Annotated in this window: 16 protein-coding genes; 11 read left to right on the forward strand and 5 right to left on the reverse strand. The window is 64.6% G+C overall.

Translation table 11 applies throughout. The features are described 5' to 3' along the window. The first annotated feature begins 79 nt into the window (after window positions 1-79). The gene (locus CX676_RS08155) at window positions 80-514 is read left to right on the forward strand and encodes a universal stress protein (protein WP_101752170.1); all 435 of its coding nucleotides are present in this window, start codon (window positions 80-82) and stop codon (window positions 512-514) included. A gap of 23 nt (window positions 515-537) precedes the next feature. After that, window positions 538-2121: an alanine/glycine:cation symporter family protein gene (locus tag CX676_RS08160; RefSeq protein WP_101752171.1), complete on the forward strand. Its 1584-nt coding sequence runs from the start codon at window positions 538-540 to the stop codon at window positions 2119-2121. Between the two features lie 191 nt (window positions 2122-2312). Here the strand turns inward: CX676_RS08160 and CX676_RS22510 are convergent, their stop codons facing one another. Further along, a complete protein-coding gene (locus CX676_RS22510) occupies window positions 2313-3122 on the reverse strand; it encodes a hypothetical protein (RefSeq protein ID WP_157935879.1) in 810 nt (269 codons plus the stop codon). A 240-nt stretch (window positions 3123-3362) separates the two neighbouring features. On the opposite strand from CX676_RS22510, the gene fucP reads away from it, so the two are divergent. The 4 genes from fucP to CX676_RS08180 all read left to right on the forward strand — a co-directional run bounded on the left by fucP (window position 3363) and on the right by CX676_RS08180 (window position 6544). Next, complete coding sequence (gene fucP / locus CX676_RS08170; RefSeq protein ID WP_101752173.1) at window positions 3363-4655, forward strand: L-fucose:H+ symporter permease; 1293 nt, start codon at window positions 3363-3365, stop codon at window positions 4653-4655. Between the two features lie 110 nt (window positions 4656-4765). Beyond that, window positions 4766-4888: a hypothetical protein gene (locus CX676_RS23205; RefSeq protein ID WP_269801963.1), complete on the forward strand. Its 123-nt coding sequence runs from the start codon at window positions 4766-4768 to the stop codon at window positions 4886-4888. A gap of 142 nt (window positions 4889-5030) precedes the next feature. Further along, entirely contained in the window at window positions 5031-5615 is a 585-nt protein-coding gene (locus CX676_RS08175) for a TetR/AcrR family transcriptional regulator (RefSeq protein ID WP_101752174.1), read from the forward strand. Beyond that, window positions 5612-6544, forward strand: a complete 933-nt coding sequence (locus tag CX676_RS08180) for a DMT family transporter (protein ID WP_198590306.1) — start codon at window positions 5612-5614, stop codon at window positions 6542-6544. Before CX676_RS08175 ends, CX676_RS08180 begins: the two co-directional genes overlap by 4 nt. 19 nt (window positions 6545-6563) lie before the next feature. Here CX676_RS08180 and CX676_RS08185 read toward each other — a convergent pair whose 3' ends face one another. The 3 genes from CX676_RS08185 to CX676_RS08195 are packed head-to-tail and all read right to left on the reverse strand — an operon-like array spanning window position 6564 to window position 9565. Then, window positions 6564-8036 (reverse strand): ABC transporter substrate-binding protein, encoded by a 1473-nt coding sequence (locus CX676_RS08185; protein ID WP_101754219.1) that lies wholly within the window; start codon window positions 8034-8036, stop codon window positions 6564-6566. Between the two features lie 53 nt (window positions 8037-8089). Next, a complete protein-coding gene (locus CX676_RS08190; RefSeq protein ID WP_101752175.1) occupies window positions 8090-8782 on the reverse strand; it encodes a CDP-alcohol phosphatidyltransferase family protein in 693 nt (230 codons plus the stop codon). Between the two features lie 39 nt (window positions 8783-8821). After that, window positions 8822-9565 carry an SseB family protein gene (locus CX676_RS08195; protein WP_101752176.1) on the reverse strand — a complete coding sequence of 248 codons (744 nt, stop codon included), beginning with the start codon at window positions 9563-9565 and terminating at the stop codon, window positions 8822-8824. A gap of 112 nt (window positions 9566-9677) precedes the next feature. Here CX676_RS08195 and CX676_RS08200 point away from each other — a divergent pair, with 112 nt between their 5' ends. Further along, the gene (locus CX676_RS08200) at window positions 9678-10676 is read left to right on the forward strand and encodes a serine hydrolase domain-containing protein (RefSeq protein ID WP_101752177.1); all 999 of its coding nucleotides are present in this window, start codon (window positions 9678-9680) and stop codon (window positions 10674-10676) included. Here CX676_RS08200 and CX676_RS08205 read toward each other — a convergent pair. Then, on the reverse strand, window positions 10640-11269 hold the full coding sequence (locus tag CX676_RS08205) for a uracil-DNA glycosylase family protein (RefSeq protein WP_101752178.1): 630 nt from the start codon (window positions 11267-11269) through the stop codon (window positions 10640-10642). The two genes, CX676_RS08200 and CX676_RS08205, sit on opposite strands and share 37 nt — an antisense overlap. Before the next feature lie 180 nt (window positions 11270-11449). Between CX676_RS08205 and CX676_RS08210 the strand changes: the two genes are divergently transcribed. Genes CX676_RS08210 through CX676_RS08225 form a run of 4 tightly spaced genes read left to right on the forward strand, consistent with a single transcriptional unit; the run spans window position 11450 to window position 16170 of the window. Continuing rightward, window positions 11450-12103, forward strand: coding sequence for an ABC transporter ATP-binding protein (locus CX676_RS08210; RefSeq protein ID WP_101752179.1), 654 nt, complete (start codon window positions 11450-11452; stop codon window positions 12101-12103). Then, window positions 12087-13961, forward strand: a complete 1875-nt coding sequence (locus tag CX676_RS08215) for a capsule biosynthesis protein (protein WP_101752180.1) — start codon at window positions 12087-12089, stop codon at window positions 13959-13961. The genes CX676_RS08210 and CX676_RS08215 overlap by 17 nt, the downstream gene beginning before the upstream one ends. Next, window positions 13961-14794, forward strand: coding sequence for a 3-deoxy-8-phosphooctulonate synthase (kdsA, locus tag CX676_RS08220; protein ID WP_101754220.1), 834 nt, complete (start codon window positions 13961-13963; stop codon window positions 14792-14794). Before CX676_RS08215 ends, kdsA begins: the two co-directional genes overlap by 1 nt. Beyond that, window positions 14791-16170, forward strand: a complete 1380-nt coding sequence (locus tag CX676_RS08225) for a mechanosensitive ion channel family protein (RefSeq protein WP_101752181.1) — start codon at window positions 14791-14793, stop codon at window positions 16168-16170. Before kdsA ends, CX676_RS08225 begins: the two co-directional genes overlap by 4 nt. Window positions 16171-16179: the final 9 nt, after the last annotated feature.

Consider the following 16179-nt stretch of genomic DNA (forward strand, 5'->3'; position numbering starts at 1 on the left):
GCGTGATTTTTGTCTTGGCGCATGGGGAAATGCCCTGCATACGCCGCCGATCAACATGCAATTCAAGGGAGGAAACTGCATGGCTGAGAAGATTGTCGTCGGCTACGACGGCAGCGAAAGTTCGCATCGCGCGCTGACTTTCGCGGCTGATCGAGCCCGCGCCATCGGCGCAACTCTGGTGATCGCCCACGTGCTGGAATGGTCGCCCTATTCGTTCCTGACGCCCACCGAGCTGGAAGAGAGGCACAAGCGCCGCACCGACGAGCTTTCCCGGGCCGAGAACGCGCTGATCGCCCCGGTGGTCAAGGAGCTGGCCGGCAGCGGCCTCTCGATCGAGACCGAGCTGAAATACGGCCATATCGCCGAAACCCTGTGCAAGATCGCCAGCGAGCATCAGGCAGCGCAGGTGGTGATCGGCCGGACCGGCCATTCCAACATGGCCTCGCGCCTGTTCGGATCGGTCGCCGGATCGCTGGCGCAGATCGCGCCCGCCCCCGTGACCATCGTACCGTGACCAGCAGAGCGAAAGGACAGAGAATGGCCAATCACTTTATCCGACAGACCGGCTTTGCCGGCGCCGCGCTGCTGGCGACCGCCCTTGCCACCGTCCCCGCCTTCGCCCAGGAGGCCGCCGCCGACGCTGCGGCCATGACCCTCGACGAGCGGGTGAACCACATCTTCGCCAATTCGACCGGCTGGTTCGTGAACCTGATCTTCTCGAACTTCCCGGGCACGACCTTCCCCTGGATCGTTGGGTGGCTGGTCGTTGCCGCGACCATCTTTACCGTCTATTTCGGCTTCATCCAGTTCCGCGCCTTCGGCCATGCCATCGCGCTGGTGAAGGGTGACTATTCCGACCCCAACGACGCCGGCGAGGTCAGCCACTTCCAGGCGCTGGCAACGGCGCTGTCGGGAACGGTCGGCCTTGGCAATATCGCCGGCGTCGCCGTGGCCGTGGGCGTGGGTGGACCGGGCGCGACCTTCTGGATGATCCTCGCGGGTCTTCTGGGCATGGCGTCCAAGTTCACCGAATGCACCTTGGGCGTGAAATACCGCAACGAATATGCGGATGGCACCGTCTCGGGCGGTCCGATGTATTACATGACCAAGGGCTTTGCCGAGCGTGGCCTGCCCGGCGGCAAGATCCTTGCCGTGCTGTTCGCGATCTTCTGTATCCTCGGCTCGCTTGGCGGCGGGAACATGTTCCAGTCGAACCAGGCCCATGCCCAGCTGGTCAACGTCTTTGGCGAGTTTCCGGGCTGGATCACCGGCCTCGTCTTTGCCGGCGTGGTCTTTGCGGTCATCGTCGGCGGCATCAAGTCCATCGCCAATGTGACCGAGAAGATCGTGCCCTTCATGGGCGTCCTTTATGTCGGCACCGCGCTGATCATCATCTTCATGAACTATGACATGATCGGCACCGCCTTCCGGCAGATCTGGGTCGGCGCATTCACCTGGGACGGGGCAGTCGGCGGGGCCATCGGCGCGCTGATCCAGGGCTTCCGCCGCGCCGCCTTCTCGAACGAGGCCGGCGTCGGCTCGGCCGCCATCGCCCATTCGGCGGTGCGCACCAAGGAGCCTATCACCGAGGGCTTCGTCTCGCTTCTGGAACCCTTCATCGACACGGTGGTCATCTGCACCATGACGGCGCTGGTCATCATCATCACCGGCCAGCTGGTCTCTGACCCGGCGACCGGTCTCTTCGTGCTGAACGAGGCCGGCACCGCGATCAAGACCGTGGATGGCAGCGGCGGCGTCGGCCTGACCTCGGCCGCGTTCAGCAGCGCCTTTGACTGGTTCCGCTATGTGCTGGCCATCGCGGTGATCATGTTCGCCTTCTCGACCATGATCTCGTGGAGCTATTACGGGCTCAAAGCCTGGACCTTCCTCTTCGGCGAGGGCCGGACCAAGGAACTGGCCTACAAGATCATGTTCTGCACCTTCGTGGTCATCGGTGCCGCCGCCAATCTCGGCCCGGTCATCGACTTCTCGGACGCGGCGATCTTTGCCATGGCGGTGGTGAACATCATCGCGCTTTACCTGCTGATGCCGATCGTGAAGCGCGAGATGCACAGCTATCTCTCGCGGCTGAAGTCGGGCGAGATCAAGAAGTTCCAGTGAGGGTTTGATCCGGCTTGAGGGCCGGGACGGACTGGAGAATGGACCCGGCTGCCGCGAGGTGGCCGGGTTTTTTTGGGTTGGGGGCCTAAATTCGCCAACACCTTTTTTAGCAAATAATGCACCTCTGGCTAACCCTGAACTTCAAGACTTGAAAGTCGAATGGAATTTTCAATTTTCAACGGCCAACCTGATTATTTCAAAAGCAGATGGTCAAGAGCTTCAGTTCTCAGAATTCTCTCCGGAGAGGTGGGATGCCGCTGCATCATGCAGCAGTCGGTTTTCAAAGTTGCAATATCAAAACTTGGTTTCGCAACCTTAAACGCCCAAGTGTTCAAGAACGTGCTCCCGAGCCCTGGTATTTCCCCCATTTCCACAATCTCTCTGTAACTAAAATATGGATGAGCACCTTTAATAAGCTCAATACCTTCAATCCGGACATGGACAAGAACTGGATCTGTCCGTGCTTCAAGCAGCTGGAGACCAGTACCATCAGGAAACAACCGCCTAGCCACACACTGATCGAACTCCGACCCGTGGGTCAGATAGTGATTGAAACCGTCGACCAATCCTGCGCGGGATAGGCTAAAATGGACTTGTCCCTCCCTTCCTCCCTGCTGTTCCCCTGGTCCAACATCCTCGATAACCGAAGCAAGGTTTCCTTCAACAGAGACCCAACTGGGATGACTGCTGAAGATTTCTTTTAGGCGCGCTTCGCGATCAGTTGCCGCCAAGGGACGAAGCCCATCACGCACAACAGAACGTTTTTCTTCCGGAAGCAATCTGGTTCCATGGAAAATACAAAACTCATTTTCTTCTAGCCATTCGCCGATTGCGGTTGAGATGGTCTCAATGTTCGTGCTCTTAGAAATAAAATCACCTGCATCTTCAACGTACCTGAAATCAGAAGCGATCAAACCGTCAATAGTCGGCTGACCGACCAAATCCCTCATGCGGTCTCCAAAAGAAGCTTCCCAAGTTCCAAACTCATCGTAATAGATCAAAATTTTCTCCCGCATACTTAGTAGGGCGCATGTCTTGCAAGGCGCCTAAAGTTCGACAGTTCGACACTTCGCAGCGTGCTGCTCATGCACAGTGTTCCCGTTTATTCGTTGGCGCGGCATCCGTCACGTCGGATCCGAGTTCCCCCTCCCCCCAAAAAACTTGCAGAAAAAGCAAGCGCCCCACCCCGATCCGTGCCAAGGTTGACCCACAGTGGCCTTTTTCAACCGTGGATCGATGCCATGAGCACAGAACGCAAATTCGTCTTTGACGACATGCGCTTTCCCTTCATCCTGATCGTGACCTGCTTTGCGGCCTGGGGGATCGCCGCGAACATGACCGACCCCTTGGTCAAGGTGTTCTCCAAGATCTTCTCGATGAGCACGCTTCAGGCGTCCTTCGTGCAGTTTGCCTATTACGGCGCCTATTTCTGCCTCGCCTTGCCGGCGGCCTTCATCAATCGCCGCTACAGCTACAAGACCGGGGTGCTGGTCGGGCTGGGCATGGCCATTGCCGGGGCCTTCCTGTTCTACCCGGCCGCGCAGGCGATGACCTTCGGCTTCTTCCTGCTGGCGCTGTTCACGCTGGCGGGCGGGCTATCGATCCTCGAGACCTCGGCCAATCCCTTCGTCATCGCCATGGGGCCCGAGGGCAATGCCACGCGGCGGCTGAACTTTGCCCAGGCCTTCAACCCGGTCGGCACCAATATCGGGGTGTTCCTCGCGGCGACGCTAATCCTGCCCCGGCTGAACCCCGCCACGCCCGAGGAGCGCGCGGCGATGGCGCCCGAGGCGCTGCACGCGGTCCAGACCGACGAGTTGCAGGCGGTGATGACGCCCTATGTCGGCTTTGCCTTCGTGCTGCTGGCGATCTGGATCGCCATTGTTCTGACCCGGATGCCGACCGAGCGCGAGGCCCGCGCCGAGGGCCCGCGCGAGGTGCATTTCACCGCCACGCTGGGGCGGCTGCTGGGGAACCGGCATTACCGTTTCGGTGTCATCGCCCAGTTCTTCAACGTCGCGGCGCAAACCTGCGTCTGGACCTTCACCATTCAATACGTGATCGAGGCGATCGGCGGCGACGAGGCGCAGGCGGGCTGGTACCTGCAAGCCAGCCTGATCGTCTTCCTGATCTCGCGCTTCGTCATGGTCTGGCTGATGGGCTTTGTCCGGCCTGCCGGGCTTCTGACGATGATGGCGCTCGGCGGCACCGCGCTGTGCCTCTATGCCGCGTTCAATCCCGGCATGTCGGGCATCTGGGCCATCGTGATGATCTCGGCCTGTCTGTCGCTGATGTTCCCCACGATCTATGGTATCGCGCTGCACGGCTTGGGCGAGGATACCAAGTTCGGCGCGGCTGGCCTCGTCATGGCGATCCTTGGCGGCGCGCTGATGCCGCTGGTTCATGGCGCGGTGATGGATGCCTATGGCGCGGCCTTCTCCTATGTCGTGCCGGGGCTGTGCTTCCTGGTCGTCGCAGGCTTCGGGCTGTTCGATCTCAGGTCCGAAAATCGCGAGCATGTGAGCCAGACGTGATGTCCCTTGCACCGGGCGCAAGGCGGGTTCCCACCGCCGGCGCTTGATTTTCTGCGCCGCAGCATCGACCTTGGTCCTGTCAGAAACCACAGCACAGGAAGGAGAAACCGATGCTTGGCTATGTTGCACTTTACAGCGGTCGCTTCTCGGACATGCTGCGCAGCCGCAAGACCCGCCGCAGCTGGTGGATGGGTCAATTGCCGCATGAGATCGCGGCGCTGAACGCGCGCTGAGCCGCGCCAGCGGGGACATTCGGTCCTGAGGACGAGGCCGGGCATCTGCCCGGCCTTTTTCTTTGCGGCGCGGGTTTCTGAACTCACTTGCCATCTCGCCCGAGATATAGGTATACCGACCTACCTATTTCGAGAGACCGCCATGGAATCACCCCAGAAGCCCCCCAGCGCCCATGACAAGCTGCTGCGCGCCGCGGCCGCGCTGTTCTATGACAACGGCATCACCGGCACCGGCATCGATGCGGTGGTGCAGCGCGCCGGTGTGGCGAAGAAAAGCCTCTACAACAATTTCGCCTCCAAGGCCGATCTGGTCAGCCAGTATCTCGAGGCCCGCCATGCCGAATGGCTGGCGCTGAACGATGCCCGGCAAGAGGGTGCACAGACCCCGCAGGACCAGATCCTCGCGGTCTTCGACGCCTATCGTGATCACGCCGAATTCGCCTATGAGCACGGCTTCCGCGGCTGTGGCCTCTTGAACGCGGCGGCGGAACTGACCGCCGATGATCCCGGTCGGCAGGTGGTGCGCCGCCACAAGGAAGAGGTCGAGGCGCTGCTGCTGGCGCCGCTCTCCGAACTGCTGCCCGGTGATCCGGCGCGGGCCGGGCGGCTGGCGCGGCAACTGTCTTTCCTTCTGGAAGGCGCGATGGCGCGGGCGGGGCTGGAAGGGTCAAGCGCGCAACTGCTCGAGGCGCGCGCGATGGCCGCCGACCTGCTGGTAACGCTGTGAGCCGCTTTGGCAGCGACTACGCGCTTGGCGTCGGTGCTGTGCTGTTTGCCTCGGTCATCTGGGGTACGACCGGCACGGCGGCGACCTTCGCGCCCGAGGTCAGCGCCGCCGCCATCGGCGCGGCGGCCATGGGGCTCGGCGGGCTGATGCAGGCGCTCTATGCCGGGCGCAGCATCCGCGCCAACCTGCCGGCGCTGGCGCAGCACCGGGTGATGCTGCTGCTGGGCGGGCTGGCAGTGGCGATCTATCCGCTGGCCTTCTATGGCTCGATGCGGATGGCCGGCGTCACCATCGGCACGGTCGTCACCATCGGCTCGGCCCCGATCCTGACCGCGCTGATCGAGTTCACCTTTGACCGCACCCGCCTCACGGCCCGCTGGGTCACGGCGGCGCTGATCGGCCTCTTGGGCATGACGCTTCTGTGTCTCGACAAGGGTGGCAGCCACGGCGGCGGTGCTGCGGGCGGCGATCAGGCGCTGCTGGGTATCCTCCTGGGGCTGATCGGCGGGCTGACTTATGCGCTTTATTCCTGGACCGCGCGGCGGGTGATGCTGGGCGGCATCCGCTCCGACGTGGCGATGGGGGCGACCTTCGGCATTGGCGGGTTGCTGCTTCTGCCGGTGCTGATCGCCACCGGCGGGCCATTCCTGCACTCCTGGCAGAATGCCTCGGTCGGCATCTACATGGCCCTTGTCCCGATGTTTCTGGGCTATCTCGCCTTCGGCTATGGCCTCGCGCGCATCCCGGCCAGCACCGCCACCACGCTGACGCTGACCGAGCCGGTGGTGGCGGCGATCCTTGCCATCCTGATCGTCGGCGAGCGGCTGTCGCCGATCGGCTGGACCGGGATCGCGCTGATCATTGGATGCCTCGCGGTGCTGACCGCCCCGCGCCGCCGTCCGGCGCTGGCGATGAGCGGCGGAGCCTGACACCCCGCCCCTATCCGCCTCAGTCGATCCAATGCACCTTGGTCAGGTCATTGGCCTGGGTCGGAGCGTTCTCCCACAGCCCTTCGATCTTGGCATTGGCCACGCCGGTCTTGGCCAGCTGGAACAGGAAGGCGTTGACGTGATCGTCGGCGATCATGTCCTGCGCCTGCTTCAGCAGATCGCTGCGCGCTGCGGGATCGGTCGTGGCCTTCAACTGGTCCATCAGCGCCACGAACTCGGGCTTGGCATAGTGGAAATAGTAATCCGGCCTAGCATAGATATCGATGTCCATGGGTTCGGTATGGCTGATGACGGTCAGGTCGAAATCACCGCCCTTGAACACCGTTTCCAGCCATTGCGCCCATTCCATATTGGTGATCTCGGTCTGGATGCCGACCTCGCGCAATTCCGCCGCGATGATCTCGCCGCCGCGCCTCGCATAGGGAGGTGGCGGCAGCGCCAGCCGCAAGGTCAGATCGCTGACCCCGGCCTCGGCCAGAAGCGCCTTTGAGGCCTCTGGGTCATAGGCCGACTTGCCGGTCTCGTCGACATAGTCCGGATGATGCGGGGCGAAATGGCTGCCGATGGGCGTGCCATAGCCGAACATCGCGCCTTGTACGATGTCCTCGCGGTTGATCGCATGGGCGATGGCCTCGCGCACCTTCGCATTGTCTAGCGGCGGCTGCGTGTTGTTCATCGCCAGGATAGTCTCGCCCTCGGTGGTGCCGACCAGCACCTTGAAGCGCGGATCGGCCTGAAGCTGGGCCAGCGTCTCGGGCGCGGGGTAGTTCGGGAAGGCATCGACATCGCCGGCCATCATCGCGGCAAAGGCGGCGGTGGGGTCACTGATGATGCGGAAGGTGGCTGTCTTCAGTGCCGGCTTCTCGCCCCAATAGCCGTCGAAGGCATTCAGCACGATCCGGTCGCCCTGCACCCAGTTGCCGAACTGGAACGGCCCGGTGCCCACTGGCTTCGTCGCCAGATCAGAGGCGCTGGCCGCATCGACCATGACCGCATCGCCCCATGCCATCTTGAAGGGGAAATTGCCATCGGGCGCTCTCAGCGTCACGCGCACTGTCTCGGGGTCCACCGCCTCGACGCTTTCGATGCCCTCGAACAGCACCTTCTGGGCATTGGTCGAGTCGGCCGCCCGCGCCCGGTCCAGCGAGAAGACCACATCCTCGGCGGTGAAATCGGCGCCGTCGTGGAACTTCACCCCCGGATGCAGATGGAAGACATAGACCTTGCCGTCCTCCTCGACATCCCAGCTTGACGCCAGCGCGGGCAGGATCGCGCCGTCGCTGCCGAAGCGGGTCAGCCCCTCGAAGACATTGGCATAGACCACCTCGTCGGTCGCGGCGGCCGCCCCGGCGGTCGGGTCGAGATTTGGCGGCTCCAGCACCATGCCGAGGGTGATCGCGTCGGGCGCGGCCCATGCGGTGCCGGCCATCAGCGCCAGCGCCGCAACCGAGGATGTCATTCTGTGAAACATGGCGGCCCCCTTGATCCGTTTGGCAGGGATCATTGGCCGGGCGGGTGCGGGGTTCAAGCCCTTTCGGGGATCAGCTGCTGCACCGCGCCCGCGACCAGAAGCCAGACCGAGGTGATGACCAGCCCCCAGACCGCCCAACTGGCCGGGTGGAAATCAACCGCGATGGCCCAGAGCGCGAACAGCATCCAGGCGATCGCCATCGGCAGCGATATCGCCCGCCAGCGTTCGGTGCGGACGGGGTGGATGAACTTGATATTGGTGAACATTGCCGCCGCAAGGGTGATGACGATGAAGGCAATCACCGTCCAATGCGGCTTGATGGCGAAGAGGACCAGCACCACCATGTTCCAGCAGGCGGGGAAGCCGGCGAAGGAATTATCCTTCGTTTTCATGCGCGTATCGGCGAAATAGACGACGCTGCCGTAAACGATGACAAAGCTGAGGAACCAGCCGGTCCAGCCAGAGAGCAGCCCCGAAGTGAACAGCGCGAAGGCCGGGATGAAGACATAGGTCAGGTAGTCGATGATGAGGTCCATCAGCACGCCGTCATAGGCCGGCCAGTTGGTCTTGACATCGAACCGCCGCGCCAGCGGGCCATCGACACCATCGACCACGAAGGCCACCAGCAGCCACAGGAACATTTCCGACCAGTCACCCTCGACCGCCGCCAGCATGGCGAGCATCGAAAAGAGCACGCCGGTGGCGGTCAGCAGATGGACGGACAGGGCCTTGAGACGCGGATTCATACTGCCGTTCTCGCAGGTTGCAGGATCAGAGGCAACCGATCAGCGCAGGATCGGCGGGCCTTTCGGGCGCGCGGGCGCCGGGGTTGCCTGCTCGATGCTCAGATCGAAGCGCAGGGCAAAGGCAGGCGGCGCGGTCTCGGCAAAGCTGACATCCACTCCGCCCGGCTGCGGCGGCAGGAAGGCGAGGGTTTCCGCGAGGGCCTTGGCGATAGCCGGCTGTTCCTCCGACGGCGCGCCGGCGATCATGAGGACGTGGCTTTCGGGGCTTTCGCCCGCATCACCCGCACCCACCAGCGCCGCGCCGGCGATCATCCCGCGCAGGTCGGCCAGACGCTCGGCCAGCGGTTCGGCCAGTGCCGCCACTGTTTCCGCAGCGGGGGCGCGCAAGGTCAGCGCCGCACTGCCCTCGACCGGCGCGGCGGCCAGCGCTGTTTGCAGCCATGCCAGCATGGACTGGTCCAGCAGCATTTCCGAGGGCTGGCCCGGATTGACCAGCAGCCCCGCCCCCGCCTGCGACAACAGCCCGGCCAGAACTCGCCCCGGCATCCCGGCATAGGGCGTGGCGGCGCCAAAGAAACCCGCCAGCCGATCCTCGGTATCGCAGGCCAGCGCCACCTGACCACCTTCCAGCGGGAACAGCTTCAGTTCGACATCATCGCTGACCGGGTCAGCCGCCAGCGCCACGATCAACTGCGTGTCGGCCAGACGCGACAGCATCCGTGCGCGGGCGGGCGCATCGGCATCGTGGAAGGGGATGGCGGCAAGATCGTCCAGCGCGGTCATGGCAGGGGTCCGGATGCAAGGGTCCGCCCCCGCCTAGACCGCGACCGGGCAAAGGGCAAGCCGCACGCAGGCGTGATTTCCGCCCTCGCCGCAGCATGGGTAAAACGGACATATGCAGCGTAGAACCCTGATCGCCTCCGCCCTCCTCACGACCCTTCTCGCCGCGCCTGCGCTGGCGCAGGACCGGCTGACACCGATCCTCGACGAGATCGAGGCGCAGGACCGCTTTCGCGCCATCGCCATTTGGCGGAACGGGACCGAGATCGCCGCCCGTGGCTATCACGGCTGGACGCCCGACCGCGCGACCAACATCAAGTCGGCCTCGAAATCCATCGTCTCGGCACTGGCTGGCATCGCCATCGCCAAGGGTGCGCTGCAGGGACCGAACCAGCCGATAGCCCCGCTGCTGCAAAACGATTTGCCGCAGGATCCCGATCCCCGCCTGTCGCAGGTGACGCTTGGCAATCTTCTATCGATGCAGGCGGGGCTAGAGCGGCAATCGGGCCCGAATTACGGTCGCTGGGTCAGCAGCCGCAACTGGGTGCGCGCTGCCTTGGCCGCGCCCTTCACGCAGAACCCCGGCAGCGGAATGCAATACTCCACCGCCTCGACACATCTCGTTTCGGCCATCCTGACCCGCGCCACCGGCCAAAGCACGCTGGCCCTGGCGCAGGACTGGCTCGCCCCCCTGCCCGGCTTTGCCATCACCGGATGGGAGCGCGACCCGCAGGGCATCTATCTGGGCGGCAACCAGATGGCGATGAGCACCCGCTCGCTGATGCAGTTCGGCGCGATGTACGCGGATGGCGGGCAAGTTCAGGGTCGCCAAGTGGTGCCGGCCGAGTGGATCGCGGCAAGCTGGCAGCGCCGCACCGCCTCGATCTTCAGCGGTCAGGGTTACGGCTATGGCTGGTTCCTGTCGCGGGCGGGCGGGCGCGATCTGCGCTATGGTTGGGGCTATGGCGGGCAGATGATCTATGTCTTCCCGCGCCAGGGCCGCGCCGCGCCGCTGGCCATCGCCATGACCTCGGACCCCGACCAGCCCTCGGCCCGGACCGGCTACCGCGATTACCTTCAGGATCTGGCCGGGCGGATCGCGGCCTCGGTCTGATCGGCCAGACAATCGGCGACCCGGCTTCGCAGATCGGGCAGAAGATCGTTGGCAAACCACGGATTGCGCTTCAGCCAGCCGGTATTGCGCCAGCTGGGATGCGGCAGCGGGATGACCTCCGGGCCGAAGTCCCGCCAGCGCGCCACCGTGGCGGTGACCTCCCGCGTTCCAAGATGCCAGCGCTGCGCGGAACCGCCGACCAGCAGGGTCAGCCGCGGCTGCAGGCACGCCATCACCTCGGCCCGCCATGTCTCGGCGCAAAGCGGCGGCGGCGGCAGGTCGGCGCCCTTGGCGTCATAGCCCGGAAAGCAGAAGGCCATCGGCACGATCGCCACCCGGTCGCGGGCATAGAAGGTGGCCTCGTCCAGCCCCATCCAGTCGCGCAGCCGGTCACCCGAAGGATCGGTGAAGGGCCTGCCGCTTTCATGCACCCTGAGCCCCGGCGCTTGGCCCACGATCAGCAGCCGTGCGCCGGGCCGAAACCAGACCACCGGGCGCGGGCGATGGGCGGTGGCGGTCAGCGCGAATCTGCCGGCGCAGAGGCGGCAGTCGGCGATGCGCGCCGGCAGGGCGGGGGCAGAGGTTTCGATCATGGCTCCAAGATAGGTTGCATTCTCCACAAGAAAACGCCCGGGCAGTAACGTTTTCTCAGCAGCTGGCAGGTCAAAACTGGACAGGATGGGGGCCGCGACCTATGGTCAGCTGGCAGCCGCCGGGCAATTGGTGCAATGGCCCCGCAACGGGCAAGCAAGGAATGACGGACACCGCCGCGAATGCTGGAATTCGACAATGTTTCCAAGTCCTTCTGGACCGGCAAGCAGCGCAAGGTGATCCTTGACCGCGCCTCTTTCCGGGTCGAGCGTGGCAATTCCCTTGGCATCCTCGCCCCCAATGGCACTGGCAAGACCACGCTGGTCAACATGATGTGCGGGCTGGAGAAACCCGATGAGGGCGATATCCGCGCCGAGTGCCGGATTTCCTTCCCGCTCGGCTTCATGGGCGGGGTGGTCAATCGCCATTCGGCCAATGAAAATGCACGCTACATCGCCCGGATCTATGGTCTGGACCCGGATTATGTCGAGGCCTTCTGCCGCTGGCTCACCGATATCGGCGAATATTTCGACCGGCCCATCGGCACCTATTCGACCGGGATGCGGCAGCGATTTACCTTCTCTCTGCTGCTGGCGCTGGATTTCGACGTCTACCTGATCGACGAGGGAATGCCGCAATCGACGGATGCCGAGTTCAACCGAAAGGCCGGTTCGGTCCTCTATGACCGCCTGCGCAAGGCGACGGTGATCGTCGTCTCGCACCAGCCCAGCACGATCGAGAAATTCTGCCGCTCGGCCGCCATCATGCGCGACGGAAAACTGTACATGTTCGAGACACTTGACGAGGCCAAGCAGTATTATGACTACACCGCCTAAGGCCAGCCGCTTCCATATCGACCGCGTCGGTCCCGCGACCGACAGCAGCGAGGCCCGCACGGCGGGTCATGATGCACAGGGGGCGCAGGATCACCCGGCGGATGCAACCGGCGCGCCCTTCTCGCCCTCGGGCATCCGGCTGACGGTGCGGCGCAATGCCGAGACCGGGGCAGAGCAGATCCAGCCCGATCATGCGGCGGGTGCCGATCCCAATGCCGACCGGGCCGCGGCCGAGGCGATGATGCAGACCGGCCCGACCGATGACGGATTTGGCGACCGTCGCTTTCCGGGGGCCGAACAGCACGGGGGCGCGACCGCCGAGCCCGCCAGGGCCACCACCGGCGCAACGCCAGGGTCTGCGGCCGAGACTCCGGAGGCGCTGGCCGAGAAGCTGGCCGCCATCCGCGCCGAGAACCTGACCGAGCGGCAATTGCGCATCGCCCGCCGCATCGCCGGCCTGCACCAGATCGAGGTCGCCTCGGATCACGAGGCGGTGCTGCGCCTGCGCGAACGCGGCATCGACCCCTCGCACCGCAGCGCGGTCAGCCGCATTCTGTCGGCCGAGGGCGCGCGGGCGCAGGCAGCGCCGCCCGCCAATGTCCCCAGCGTGGTGCCGCAGCGCCCGACCCTGCCGGCCGAGATGCCCGAAACGCCCCCGGCGACGGCCCCCAAGAAGCCCCTGCCCTCGCGCGAGGAACTGACAGAGGAAAAGCGCGCGGCCGAGATTTATCGCATCCAGCGCGACATCGCCCGCCGACGCCGCCGCCGCATGGCGATGGTTTTCCTGCGGCTCGGCTTCTTCGTCTTCCTGCCGACGCTGATCGCCGCCTGGTATTACTTCAGCGTCGCCACGCCGCTTTATGCCACCAAGTCGCAGTTCCAGATCCAGCAGGCCAACAGCGCCAGCTCGGGCGATCTGGGCGGGCTGTTTTCCGGCACCCAGCTTGCGACCAACCCCGATTCCGTCGGGGTGCAAAGCTATCTGACCTCGCGCGATGCCATGCTGCGGCTGGACCAGGACCTTGGCTTCAAGCGCGCCTTCCAGGACCCGGCCATCGACCCGATCCAGCGGCTGGCTCCCGATGCCACGAACGAGGCCGCCTACAAGGTTTACCAGAATTCGGTGAAGATCGGCTATGATCCGACCGAGGGGATGATCAACATGGAGGTGATCGCCCCCGATCCGAAGCTGAGCCAGGATTTCTCGCTGGCGCTGATCAAATATGCCGAGGGCCAGGTCGACCAGATGACCGCCCGCCTGCGCGACGACCAGATGGAAGGGGCGCTGGCCTCCTATGCCGATGCCGAAAGCAAGGTGCTGGACGCCCAGACCCGCGTGCAGCAGCTGCAGCAGAATCTTGGCGTGCTCGATCCGGTGGCCGAGGGCAGCGTGGTGATGCAGCAGATCAGCCAGCTCGAGATGCAGCTGAACGAGAAGCAGCTGGAACTGGGCCAGCTCGAGGCCAATGCCCGGCCGCAGCAGAGCCGGGTCGAATCGACCCGGGGCGAGATCGTCCGGCTGCAGCAGATGATCTCCGATACCCGGCTGCAGCTGACCGAAGGCAACGAGACCCGCTCGTCGCTGGCCTCGATCTCGGGCGAACTGCGCATTGCCGAGGGCGATCTGGCCACGCGGCAAGGGCTTCTGGCCGCCTCTGCCGCCCAGCTGGAGACCGCGCGCATTGAAGCCAACAAGCAGGTTCGCTATCTCTCTATGTCGGTGGCCCCCATTCCACCCGACGAGCCGAGCTATCCGAAGGCCTTCCAGAACACGCTGGTCGCCTTCCTGATCTTCTCGGGTATCTATCTCATGCTGTCTCTGACAGCCTCCGTCCTACGCGAACAGGTATCGACATGATGAAAACCGTCCCCGTTGGCAGTCTGCAGGTCGGCAATGACCTGCCCCTGACCGTGATCGCCGGCCCCTGCCAGCTGGAAACGCTGGACCATGCGCTGATGATCGCCGAGGCGATGGCCAAGGCCTGCGAGGACGCGGGCGCCAGCTATGTCTTCAAGGCCAGCTATGACAAGGCCAACCGCACCTCGCTGAAGGGCAAGCGCGGCATCGGCATGGACGAGGGGCTGGCGATGCTGGCCGCTGTGCGCGAGCGCATCGGTTGCCCGGTGCTGACCGATGTTCACGACGCCGAACAGGCGCGCGCGGCGGGACAGGCCGTCGACGTGATCCAGATCCCGGCCTTCCTCAGCCGGCAAACCGACCTGCTGCTGGCAGCCGGCGAATCCGGCGCGGTGGTCAATGTGAAGAAGGGCCAGTTCCTGGCTCCCTGGGACATGCCCAATGTGGCCGACAAGGTGGCCTCGACCGGCAATGACAAGATCCTCTTGACCGAGCGCGGCTCGAGTTTCGGCTATAACACGCTGGTCACCGACATGCGCTCGCTGCCGATCCTCGAGAAGACCGGCTATCCGGTGATCATGGACGCCACCCATTCGGTGCAGCAGCCGGGCGGCCAGGGCGGCAGTTCGGGCGGGCAGCGCGAATTTGCCCCGGTCATGGCGCGGGCGGCGGTGTCGCTGGGGATTGCCGGGGTCTTCATCGAGACCCATCAGGACCCCGACAATGCGCCCTCGGACGGGCCGAACATGATCCGTCTCGATCAGATGCCGGCGCTGGTGCGCACGCTGATGCGCTTCGACATCCTCGCCAAGGCGGACCCGATCCGGATATGAGCAGGCGGCGGGCCAGCGACTGGCTGAGGGCTCTGGCCCTGATGCTGGCGCTGTGCCTCGCCCCGCTTGTGCTCGCGGGACCGGCGGTGGCTCAGGATGCCGAGATCATCCCCAATCCCGGCCAACCCAGCGGCACCATCGCCGTCGGCAACAACACCACCACCGATGCCCCGATCCGCGACCGGATCGAGAGCATCCTCGCCGGCGTGCCCGATTTCGACCATATCCAAGTAACGGTTGCGGCGGGCATCGTCACCCTGACCGGCGAGGTGACCGACCCCGCCTCGCGCGAGCGGCTGAGCCGGCTGATCTCGCGCGTCGATGGCGTGGTCGCGATCGAGAACCAGGTCACCATGACCACGAATATCGGCATCAGGCTGGTCTCGGTCCGCGACAGGTTTCTGGCCCGGGTCAACCAGGTGGTGGCTGCGCTACCCTTCATCGGACTGGGACTGGCGGTCGGTGCCGTCATCGTCTGGCTGGGCGGCTGGCTGTCGCGGCGCAGGGCCTTCCTGCGCCATATCGCGCCGAACCCCTTCATCTCAGATTTCGTCGGCCAGTTCATCCGGCTGACCAGCTGGGTCGTCGCGCTGGTCGTGGCGCTGGGGCTGATGGAGGCGACGGCGCTTCTGGGCACGTTGCTGGGCGCCGCCGGTATCCTCGGCCTGTCGCTCAGCTTTGCCATGCGCGACACGATCGAGAATTTCGTGGCCTCGGTGCTGCTCTCGATCCGCCAGCCCTTCCGCCACAATGACCTGATCGAGGTGCAGAACCAGCGCGGCCGGGTGGTGCGGATGACCAGCCGCGGCACCACGCTGCTGACGCTGGACGGCAACCATATCCGCATCCCGAACCAGATCGTCTACAAGGCCGTCGTCACCAATTTCACCCGCAACCCCGAACGCCGCTTTACCGTCGATCTGTCCATCGACCCCACCGCCGATTTCCATCGCGCCCGGGAACTGGCGCTGGCCACGGTCTCGGGGCTGGATTTCGTATTGAAACAGCCCGACCCCATCGCCTGGTTCGAGGCCCCGAGCGAGCTTTGCATCGACCTGAAGGTCGCGGCCTGGGTCTCGCAGGATGGCACCGATTTCGAGCTGGCACGCGGCGAGGCCTTCCGGGTGCTGCGCCAGACGCTGGACGGCGCGGGATTTGCGGTGCCGGAACCGATCTATCGCGTCGCGGTCGAGCCGCCGGCCAAACCCGCAGCCCCCGAGCCGCAGACCGAAATCTCGCCCGAGGATATTCCGGTGCAAACCGATCTGCGCCCCGATCAGGCCTTCGAGGAGATGGTCAGCCGCAACAATACCGGCGACCGCCGCGATCTGCTGCGCCGCGGACCGGAACGCCCTGCGACCGAGCCTGCCAGCTGAACCGTCAGG

The sequence above is a fragment of the Paracoccus zhejiangensis genome, assembly GCF_002847445.1.
GTDB lineage: Bacteria > Pseudomonadota > Alphaproteobacteria > Rhodobacterales > Rhodobacteraceae > Paracoccus > Paracoccus zhejiangensis.

What these genes read in the sequence shown, in the direction of transcription:
- CX676_RS08160 (WP_101752171.1), top strand. Translation starts at nt 538, where the DNA reads ATGGCCAATCACTTTATCCGACAGACCGGCTTTGCCGGCGCCGCGCTG.
- CX676_RS08215 (WP_101752180.1), top strand. Translation starts at nt 12,087, where the DNA reads ATGACTACACCGCCTAAGGCCAGCCGCTTCCATATCGACCGCGTCGGT.
- kdsA (WP_101754220.1), top strand. Translation starts at nt 13,961, where the DNA reads ATGAAAACCGTCCCCGTTGGCAGTCTGCAGGTCGGCAATGACCTGCCC.
- CX676_RS08185 (WP_101754219.1), bottom strand. Translation starts at nt 8,036, where the DNA reads ATGTTTCACAGAATGACATCCTCGGTTGCGGCGCTGGCGCTGATGGCC.
- CX676_RS08225 (WP_101752181.1), top strand. Translation starts at nt 14,791, where the DNA reads ATGAGCAGGCGGCGGGCCAGCGACTGGCTGAGGGCTCTGGCCCTGATG.
- fucP (WP_101752173.1), top strand. Translation starts at nt 3,363, where the DNA reads ATGAGCACAGAACGCAAATTCGTCTTTGACGACATGCGCTTTCCCTTC.
- CX676_RS08155 (WP_101752170.1), top strand. Translation starts at nt 80, where the DNA reads ATGGCTGAGAAGATTGTCGTCGGCTACGACGGCAGCGAAAGTTCGCAT.
- CX676_RS08195 (WP_101752176.1), bottom strand. Translation starts at nt 9,565, where the DNA reads ATGACCGCGCTGGACGATCTTGCCGCCATCCCCTTCCACGATGCCGAT.
- CX676_RS23205 (WP_269801963.1), top strand. Translation starts at nt 4,766, where the DNA reads ATGCTTGGCTATGTTGCACTTTACAGCGGTCGCTTCTCGGACATGCTG.
- CX676_RS08205 (WP_101752178.1), bottom strand. Translation starts at nt 11,269, where the DNA reads ATGATCGAAACCTCTGCCCCCGCCCTGCCGGCGCGCATCGCCGACTGC.
- CX676_RS08210 (WP_101752179.1), top strand. Translation starts at nt 11,450, where the DNA reads ATGCTGGAATTCGACAATGTTTCCAAGTCCTTCTGGACCGGCAAGCAG.
- CX676_RS08200 (WP_101752177.1), top strand. Translation starts at nt 9,678, where the DNA reads ATGCAGCGTAGAACCCTGATCGCCTCCGCCCTCCTCACGACCCTTCTC.
- CX676_RS08175 (WP_101752174.1), top strand. Translation starts at nt 5,031, where the DNA reads ATGGAATCACCCCAGAAGCCCCCCAGCGCCCATGACAAGCTGCTGCGC.
- CX676_RS08190 (WP_101752175.1), bottom strand. Translation starts at nt 8,782, where the DNA reads ATGAATCCGCGTCTCAAGGCCCTGTCCGTCCATCTGCTGACCGCCACC.